Genomic DNA, 9,125 nt, shown 5'->3' on the forward strand with positions numbered 1-9,125 from the left:
GGCATTTTAGGTATGGAACTAATGAGCGCGCGGGATGTCGCTCGGGAGGGTGCGCATGCTAACCAAACGGTTTCTTCTACAACAGCACGGTACGACCGTCCGTACGGAAATGACCGCGGGCGTCGTTTCGTTTGTTACGGTGGTTTATATTGTCGCCGTCAACGCATCGATCCTGGCGGATGCGGGTACTCCGTACGAGGCGGGGGTGATCGCGACGGCGCTAGCGGCATGTTTCGGATCGCTGCTCGTCGGTCTCTGGGCGAACAGTCCGCTGGTCATCGTCCCGGGAATGGGCGTTAACGCGCTGTTCTCGTACACTGTCGTCCAAGGAATGCGGCTGTCGTGGCCGGAGGCGCTGGCGGCCGTCTTCGTATCCGGCTTACTCGTCTCGGCACTTGCTTTTACGCCTCTGATCAAGCGGCTTGCCGCTACGATTCCCGACTCGCTCAAGCATGCGATCGGCGCGGGTGTCGGCTTATTTTTGGCTTTTATCGGACTGCAAAAGGGGGGCATCGTCGTCCCCGGCAGTTCGTCGATCGTTGCGCTCGGCGATTTCGGCAGTGCGCACACGCTGCTGACACTGGCCACGCTGGCCGTGACCTTGGCTTTGTACGTCCGCGGCGTCCCGGGAAACCTGCTGATCGGGATCGCGGCCGGTACCGGCTTGGCGGCCGTGACCGGGCAGCTTGCTTGGGACGGCGTGGGGACGGAATTATCGCTGGCGGCTTACGGCTCCGTGTTCGGAGCGATGTCGTTCTCGGGGCTGTCGTCCGTCGTATTCTGGACCGCGGTGTTTTCATTCGTGCTTGTTGTGCTGTTCGAAAACATCGGGCTCATCGACGCCCAGCTTCGGCTCATCGGGCAACCGGGGAAGGCGGCCCGCAGCCTTCAGGCGGGAGCCGTATCCGTAGCTGCTTCCGGCGTTCTGGGCACGAGTCCAACGGTGACTGCGGTAGAGAGCGCCGCAGGTATCTCTGCCGGCGGTCGGACCGGCTTAACGGCCGCAACGGCCGGAGCGCTCTTCGCCTGCGCGGTGCCGCTCGGTCCGGTCATGCGGCTGATTCCCGATTCGGCCATCGCGCCAGTGCTGATTTTGATCGGCGGATTGATGCTCCGAGGCGTGAAAGATATTCCGTTCGACGATTTGTCGGAATGGCTGCCTGCCTTTCTGATCGTGGCCGGAATTCCGCTCACCTCCAGCATTGTGGACGGCATGGGGCTCGGCTTCGTGGCTTTCCCGATCCTGAAGCTCGCGGCGGGCAAACGACGGGAAATTTCCCCGGTGTTCGTGGCCATCGCTGCTTTGTTCGTCTTGAATTTTGCCCTGCCGTTTATCTGACCTCTCAGTCCAGAAACGACCGGTAAAAAGTCTCCACATCCGTCATATCCTGAAGGCCGGATACTTGCCCATCGCCGATCTCGATGATCAACCATTCTCCCGCGGTCGTTTTTGCGATGTCCATGGTGAAGAAGCTGCTGCGAATCCGCTGTGCGATCGTGACAAACACGTTTAAATCCGGCTGTTCCGCGTCGTAGGCTACTTCCTCCCAATAATTTTGCGCCGCGATCAGCCGGTGCCGGTAGAAGAAGAGACGGTATTCTTTCGATAGGGGCATACCGCTTTTTTCGTGCGCTCCCAGTTTTTCGAGCTCGACGTACTCTCGGAACACGATTCCGCCGTTCAGCCCGTCACCCTGCCGCCCAATGAAAGTCCTCAGCACCTTTTCCACCTGCTTCCGGTCAGACGCATCGGGAATATAGCAGGCTTCCGCCCATTCGTGCTTCCGCGATTTGACGTAATCCTTCAGAAGAAGCGGCCGGCTGCCGAACGAGGCTAGCATGTCATGGACGCGGTTGATGTCCGAGTGGACCGCAGCGATGTCCAGCCACCGGCTCTCGGGGGTATGCTCTTGAATGAAGCTGTAGCTATGGGGAAAATGATGGCAGAGCACGTACTGTTCCGGCGTATTGACCAGATGGATGTTTTTTTGTCGCAGAGCCATGTACAGCTGCTCGTAATGCGCGGGCTTCAACATCCATCCGCGGTAAATCGCAGGCTCAGCCGTGTCCGCTTCCCGGACCCGCCGGACGGCGCGAGCCGCCTGTCCGTCCAGCAAGTCTTCGAGCGAGATCAGCTCGACGGGGAGCCCCAGTCCTGCGGCCGTGCGGTATTCAAGCTCGTAGTCGGCATCCGCCGTTTTCGGGTCCAGAGGATCGCTGCAAAATACAATGTTCACCGTAAGTCTCTCCTTCGGCTCTGGATCGGGGGCTTCCGAGGGTATCTACCCTGGATAAAACCGCACCCACTTCTAACCCTGCGGCTCCCCGAGCGTGTTCCACAGCTTATCGAATTTGGCTTTCGTCAAAATCTCGTGCGTGACAAACCGTCCGTTATAAAACGCACTGTACGTGGTGAAGGCGGACGGGGCATTTTGCGCCTGCTCCTTGGTCGTGAGCTTCACGCGCTTCACCGGGATTCCGTACGCTTGTTCAATGGCATCGAGCTCTTCGCCGGTATAATGATCGGTAAAAGGGCACTGGTCCGTGTACAGCACGACCAGGCCATCACCGTCCGCAACGGTCTGCTGCTTGGCGCTTTCCTTGAACCGGGGAAGCGGGGCGTTCGGATCGAACCGCTTGACGAGCAGCTCGAAATAGGGAGGGGCGGTATCGCACACCTCGAACCCGTGTTTCACGTAGTAAGACTTCTCCGACAGATATGGCCGCTTCTTGTGGCTCGATACCGCAACGATGCCTGCTTTGCCCTCCGAATCCCGGATGCATTCCTGCAAAAGCTGTGCCCCATAGCCTTGTCCCTTGTAGCTTCCGGACACCCAGAAACAGTTGATGAACGTATAGTTCGGCGCATCGATGGGCACCCAAGCGTTCTCGGCAGGCAAGTATTCGATGAACACTTTTCCTTTGGCGTCCAGCTTTTTAAAGACAAGCCCTTCTTGAAAACGGCACGCCAGCCACTCTTTCTTCAGGCTGACGCCGTGCTGGGCTTTCTTGTCCGACATGGCGCAGCAGATGTGCTCCCGAGCGATATTATCTGAGGTAACTTGTACGATGCTCATTTCCAGACCTCCATCCCGGATCATGCGTCATTTATCCTTCCGCAGGCTGAAGCGATTCCTGATAATGGCTGATGTCGCCGTGCAGCTTGATGTCCGGCTTGCCGTCCTCAGTAAACTCGATCTTACATAGGCAGGCCGGATGTATGTACGGCAGCTCCCATAATTGCTCGATCGGCCTTTGTTCGAAAGCGGCCATCAGCAATTTGACCACGACCGTATGGGTGACGATCAGCACGGTCTGCCCGGCATGGCCCTGCAGAATGTGGCGGAGCTTGCCGAGGGCGCGCCGCTCCACCTCCGCGAACGTCTCCGCTTGAGCGGCGCGGAAGCGGTCCGGCTGACGCCAGAAGTGCTCGTAAGCCTCCGGGCAGCGCTCGGCAATTTCGGCAGCGACCTGTCCTTCCCATTCGCCCAGGTTGATTTCCTTCATTTCGTCGCATTCCGTCATGGCAATGGGCCGGCTGCCGCGGATCAGCTCGGCAGTCTTGATGGCCCGGAGACTGGAGCTGCTGTAGATCCAATCGAGCGGCTGCTCCAGCAGCGCTTCGCCCAGCCAACGAGCCTGCTTCAAGCCAAGCTCCGTCAGCGGAAAATCCTGATGACCTTGAAACCGGTGCTGTACGTTCCATTCCGTCTGTCCGTGCCGGACTAAATATACGGTTGTTTTGTTCATCCCGAGCCTCCTAGCTGATCCAATTATCGGTAATTTTGACGATTTCCCAGCCATCCTTCGTTTTCTGCCAAGTGGTTGTCATTCCCGCGGCGCCTAACGGAGAGCGATATTTTCCGCCGGTGACCGTCACGCTTTCCGGTGAATGAATTTCCAGTTTCTCGATATTGAGCAGGATACCGTAGAGGCTGTTCGTTTTCGGGTCCAGCTTGTTTTTCTCCTTTAATTGATGATAGGAGTCGAACAGGATCTCCGCGCCGTATTTCGTATGAAAATGATCGATAAGTTCGTTCCGCTCGTCCTCGGACAGCTTCCAGTCCGTCATCTGCCAATCCAAAGAAATAAACTGCATCTTGGAGTCCAGGCTTGGCTCCAGAGCCATCAACTTTTCAAACGCATGGGTTAATAAGGAAACCTTATACGGAAAATGATCCGGCGCGGCCTGGCTGGCTCGCGTGGGCTGCGTGACGGTCTCCGGAGTCGTGACAGGTTGGCTTGCCAGCAGCCATGCGAGAAGAAGCAGGAGATGCTTCATGGCGCTATAGCTCGACCTCCTTGTAGTAAAACACGGTATCGTCCAGGCTGCCGTCCGCAGAGCGGGCGTAGCGGGGAATGCGTCCCGCCTCCACATACCCGAGCGACCGATACAGCAGGTTGGACGGATCGCCTGCGCGCGTATCGAGCACAAGCAGCGTTCGGTTTTCGGTGCGGGCCCGTTCCTCGGCCGCCAGCATCAGAGCGCGGGCGATGCCGTGTCTGCGGCTGCGGGTATGGACCATCAGCTTGGCGATTTCCGCCCGGTGGGCGGCATTCTTTTTTTGCGCGAGCTGGAGCTGTACGGTGCCGACAATCGCCCGATCGAGTTTGGCCGCCCACAGGACGACGCCGGGCTCCAGCGCGCTTTTCCAATAATTCATGGCTTCTTCCTTGCTTAACGGGGGCAAAAAGCCGACCGAAGCGCCGCTCTCCACGGCATCAATCAGCAGCTCGGCCAGCTGCTCCAACGATTCCGGCTCGTACGCCCGGATTTCGACGATTTCAACGGAACGGCTCATGCTTCCTATTCCTCCTCCGGCTCAACCGCATAGGTGCAGCGAAACCGCTCCGCACCCGGATATTTTTCGCCCAGGCTGACAATCTCGAATCCGATGTTCCGGTAAAAATCGACCGCATCCTCATCCGTTTCCGCGACGATTTCCGCGGGGTTTTTGAGGTGGATCAGCTCCAAAATTTGCCCCCGGCCATAGCCTTGTCCCCGATAGTCCGGCTGGACCGCAATGTGCCGCAGCTCCATCACGCGCCCGGAATCGATCCGGAAGCCGGCGAGGCCGATCAGCTTTCCGTCCTTTTCGTAGCCGTACATTTCAAGCTCTTCGTTGCGCTTATAGTCGTCCAGGGTTTGCGCCAGCCGAACCGGGTCGGGAAAAATGGAGTATTCAAGAAGCTCCGCGATTTCGGGCTGGTTCAATCTGGATTTGATATCGATTAGCAAGGGGATCGCTCCTTTGGGTGTGTGATCTAAACGATGCGAAAGGTTAAGGGTATAAAAAAAGTAGCGGGTGATGCAAGCTTGCGCTCATTCATTGCTGTTATTAATGATGAATTTCGTTAACCGTCTTTTTGGTTTAGTCAGGAAAGCTCTTTCTTATATTCAGTATATAGGATTTGAAAAGTTTTTCCAAAGCCATGCAAATCCTTTTTCCTCAAAAAAGTTGGTTGCTCCATTAACTTTCGTAAGTATACGAGACTTGGAAAACTTCTTACAATAGATGCGATTATTGTTCGTTTATGGGAATGGAGGCTGGAGCTTGAATAAAAGGATACGTTGGCTGCTTGTTTTCTTGCTGACCGCCGGGCCATGGCTCGGATCGTTCGCGTACGTGCGCGCGGAGCCGGAAGGGTCATCGTCGTTGACGGTGGTATCCGTTTCCGGAGGGATGGCGCATACGCTGGCTGTCATGAGCGACGGGACGGTCAGAGCCTGAGGGTTGAACATGACGGGGCAGCTCGAGTCTAGTACAAACAGTTCATCCGAGGTTATGTGTATTATCAAGGTCGTGCAAATACCTAGCGCTTTCTTTTAATATCATATTGTTTTCATTAATTCATGGAACAATGGAATACATAAGATTCGAAATCTGAGTTGCAAGCTGTTGTGGCTTTCTTACACTTTGTTTTCATCCAGAAAGGATATTTTTTCCATAACCAAAAAGGCAACTTCACGTTAAGATTGCTTTTTCAAGAAGAAGCATTACTCTATCGTCTAGTTAAAGGCTATATCATTGTTGAACTGGACGATTTGCTTTTAAAATATAAATTTGAAGCATTTGTGACTCGAATAAGAATAATTTTAGATGATTCCAAGGGAAATAAACACTCGGTCCATAACGAGTGTTTATTTTATTATTTAATTAATATTGCAAAAGGTTATTCTCGAAAATTTTTTAGTAGTCATACTAATCTCCTAATGATAATATGGAAACATATGTTCTATTATGAAGGTTATATATTCCTTGTCATCCAAAAATTTGGACAATAAAAAGGAATAATGGAGGATGGTGTCGAAATGCCATAGTGCATAAGATTCATAATAATAAGGATGGAAGCCTATGGAGAGAAGTGTTATCAGTCGGGTAGTAGGTGAACAAAGTAAGGGTGAAAGGCTGCAGCGACTAAGAGCTATCCAACTAATATTTGACGAACTTGAAAAATCCACAAATATCTCTGTGCTTGTTGCATGTGAGTATATTGAAGATGTCTATATCACATCAAATGATGGGAATGGTGGGAGCAATGAATATTTAGAGAGCGATAAAAGTTATGAATCAAAATGTTTTTCACTAAACTCAGATGAGGTTAAGAATAGTTTAGTAAGCTTTCTAGATGTGTATTTACATCATGGAAAACATATTCGTTTTGGCTTTTATACCAACACTGGTATTACAAATGAACGTACAACTGAGTTACTGAAAAAACATAAGTTGGAGCTGCCTGAAAAAGAACTTATGCGTCTATTGATGGATAGGGATTATGAGACGGTACTACCATATCTTAAATGCATCGTATTAGACGACTATAGAAAGCAATACGAGGATAAACATGAGACTGGGTATTTAGATATAATTGAAAAATATACAGATGAAATATGGACGCAGTTCCTAGAACAGATTGATTGGAAATTTGACCAAGAAGACGAAAATGAACTTGAAATTTCGTTATTGTCAAAAGTTAAGAGCTGTCGTTTGTATGATACAGTTACTATTTCTGGAAAAGAACAGTATATCATTGATGCATTGGATAAAGAACTCGAAAAAAGACAAGCATTTAAAGACCCAATTCATCGAATGATTAATGCGGATACAGTAAGAGCAAAATTTCTTGAAATAGGTAACAATATTGCGTCTGCAAAGCCATTAGACCCTTGCTATGAAGATTGGGAGTCAATGGAAAAACCATTTGATGGTCGAAATATTGACAGTAAAATTAAAGACGTATCACCTGAATATGATGAATCAACTTTTGAGATTTTCGCACGAAAAATTGGTTCAATTGAAAAACAATTATTAAGAGTTCAGCCGCAAGAACGTGGCGCATATCTTTATCGTGTGTTTGAGACTTGTGAAGAACAGTTGATACGAGTCGTACATAAACAGACACGTCAATCTACGGTTGAACCACCAATCGTTGACGACTGGATAGATATGTTGGTTCGTTCAGCGACAGCACATTTAGAAGATTGGGGTAAAGATTATCATTATCCTTTTAAAAGTGAAAATGCTGTTCGAGATACAGTTTATGAATTAATTAATTCATGTTATTTAGCTTTTGACAGGAGGAATTAAATGTGCAATGGGTGACCAAATAAAGAATGAAAATGTGAACGTTAAGAAACGAATGATGTTTAGCGCGGAAGATGATTATTATTATTTCGCTTACAATACGATAATTTTTTTACAGACACTGGGTTTTACAAGTAAGCAGCAACGCTTACAAGAATGGTCAAAATTAAATTATTTAATTCCTTTTTTGTCTAATCACGCATTATTTTCGATTGTAGCTTCTAATAAAGCATTGGACAGTAAAGCATCACCTATTGATAGGAATCATTTAAAGGAAACCTACCTAAAAAGTCGGTTGCGATTGAACTGGGCAGGGTCATTGTTCTATGCGCTTCAACAAAAGGGTATTCTTTCAATGTCCAAAAATGAGACGAGAAAATCATTTGATATATGGTTATGTAATGAAAACCTTCCAGAAGAATTTTCGTCCTCAGAGTTATTTCGTATGGAACGTGACCATAGTAAACAAATTAAATCCATGTTCTCATATATCAGAACAATGAAAACTGACTCATTACTTGATGAATTGTTTAGGAAAAGGGGTGTACATATATGGGAAGATTAAAAATTAATCGAGTGCATTACAATGGCGATAAGTACACCTATAGTTCGCCAAAATTATCAGATGGCGTAAATATTATTGAAGCTGGAAATGGTGGAGGAAAATCAACATTTAGTGCGTTAATCTGTTATGCACTTGGCGACTATGTTCAAATGTTTAATTTTTCTAAAACAGAAGTCCATAAAGAGGTCAAAAACGACACTAACAATTTTGTGCTTCTTGAAATTGAAATTAATCATGAACCTTATTTGATTAAACGTTATTTTGGCCAAAAACAGAATAACATGATTATTGTCCAAGACAAGAGTGGTAAAGAAGAGTCATTGTATTTAAACAGACAACATATGCCAGAGGGACAATCCACTTATTCAGACTGGTTACTTCAAAAGTTGGGTATTGAAGTAGTTGATGTTTGGCAAGGCACGTCTCACTTTAAAGTCAATTTTACAGACTTGTTTCGCCTCATCCATTATGACCAAGGCACAGAACCAAAGAAAATATATAAAGAGCATAAAACGGATGGTAATTTCGTTTCAGATTCGGTCCATATACGTAAGGTCATCTTTGAATTATTAGTAGGCCATCGTTTTTCTGATTTCTATGCCATGTTGGGGCAATTGCGTGAGTATGAGAAGCAAAGAGATGCAAAAAAAATATTATTCGATAATTTTGGCGTTCTGGCTACCGAAATGGGGTATGACGTAAGCAGTCTTCCATCAAGTGAACTCTTAAGAAAATTGACTGTAGATAAACTGGAACTGCAACGAGTTCAACTTTTGCGAAATGAAGTGAAAAATCGAAAGTCAGATTCTTCAAAATTCGAACTTCAAATTCAACAACTTCGTCAAGAGTTGGTTCATAAAGAGCAAGAGCTTGCAGATGTTCAAACGAATCTTAGTAATGTTTCATTTGAACAACGTGACTTGATTGAATTAAAAGAAGAATTGATAAGAGAAGTTTCACATATTAATAAAATT

11 protein-coding genes are annotated in these 9,125 nt (G+C 48.4%); 5 read left to right on the top strand and 6 right to left on the bottom strand.

The window, feature by feature from the left end:
* The first annotated feature begins 55 nt into the window (after positions 1-55).
* Positions 56-1,339: an NCS2 family permease gene (locus NI000_RS27220; protein WP_253414506.1), complete on the top strand. Its 1,284-nt coding sequence runs from the start codon at positions 56-58 to the stop codon at positions 1,337-1,339.
* 4 nt (positions 1,340-1,343) lie between these two features.
* On the opposite strand, the gene NI000_RS27225 is transcribed toward NI000_RS27220, so the two are convergent.
* The 6 genes from NI000_RS27225 to NI000_RS27250 all read right to left on the bottom strand — a co-directional run bounded on the left by NI000_RS27225 (position 1,344) and on the right by NI000_RS27250 (position 5,239).
* Positions 1,344-2,237, bottom strand: a complete 894-nt coding sequence (locus NI000_RS27225) for an ATP-grasp domain-containing protein (protein ID WP_253414507.1) — start codon at positions 2,235-2,237, stop codon at positions 1,344-1,346.
* Positions 2,238-2,309: 72 nt separating this feature from the next.
* The gene (locus tag NI000_RS27230) at positions 2,310-3,020 is read right to left on the bottom strand and encodes a GNAT family N-acetyltransferase (protein ID WP_375541008.1); all 711 of its coding nucleotides are present in this window, start codon (positions 3,018-3,020) and stop codon (positions 2,310-2,312) included.
* An 88-nt stretch (positions 3,021-3,108) separates the two neighbouring features.
* On the bottom strand, positions 3,109-3,750 hold the full coding sequence (locus NI000_RS27235) for a histidine phosphatase family protein (protein ID WP_253414509.1): 642 nt from the start codon (positions 3,748-3,750) through the stop codon (positions 3,109-3,111).
* Positions 3,751-3,760: 10 nt separating this feature from the next.
* Positions 3,761-4,282: a hypothetical protein gene (locus tag NI000_RS27240; RefSeq protein WP_253414510.1), complete on the bottom strand. Its 522-nt coding sequence runs from the start codon at positions 4,280-4,282 to the stop codon at positions 3,761-3,763.
* A gap of 4 nt (positions 4,283-4,286) precedes the next feature.
* On the bottom strand, positions 4,287-4,802 hold the full coding sequence (locus tag NI000_RS27245) for a GNAT family N-acetyltransferase (RefSeq protein ID WP_253414511.1): 516 nt from the start codon (positions 4,800-4,802) through the stop codon (positions 4,287-4,289).
* Between the two features lie 5 nt (positions 4,803-4,807).
* A complete protein-coding gene (locus NI000_RS27250; RefSeq protein ID WP_253414512.1) occupies positions 4,808-5,239 on the bottom strand; it encodes a GNAT family N-acetyltransferase in 432 nt (143 codons plus the stop codon).
* 316 nt (positions 5,240-5,555) lie between these two features.
* Between NI000_RS27250 and NI000_RS27255 the strand changes: the two genes are divergently transcribed.
* The 4 genes from NI000_RS27255 to NI000_RS27270 form a co-directional block, all read left to right on the top strand.
* Positions 5,556-5,732, top strand: coding sequence for a hypothetical protein (locus NI000_RS27255; protein WP_253414513.1), 177 nt, complete (start codon positions 5,556-5,558; stop codon positions 5,730-5,732).
* Positions 5,733-6,356: 624 nt separating this feature from the next.
* Positions 6,357-7,589, top strand: a complete 1,233-nt coding sequence (locus NI000_RS27260) for a hypothetical protein (RefSeq protein ID WP_253414514.1) — start codon at positions 6,357-6,359, stop codon at positions 7,587-7,589.
* 7 nt (positions 7,590-7,596) lie between these two features.
* The gene (locus NI000_RS27265) at positions 7,597-8,151 is read left to right on the top strand and encodes a hypothetical protein (protein ID WP_253414515.1); all 555 of its coding nucleotides are present in this window, start codon (positions 7,597-7,599) and stop codon (positions 8,149-8,151) included.
* Positions 8,139-9,125: ATP-binding protein (locus NI000_RS27270; protein ID WP_253414516.1), on the top strand; the 987-nt coding region annotated here is incomplete at its 3' end. The genes NI000_RS27265 and NI000_RS27270, both read left to right, overlap by 13 nt.

This window comes from Paenibacillus tyrphae (assembly GCF_024158745.1).
In the GTDB taxonomy this organism is placed as follows: domain Bacteria; phylum Bacillota; class Bacilli; order Paenibacillales; family NBRC-103111; genus Paenibacillus_G; species Paenibacillus_G tyrfis_A.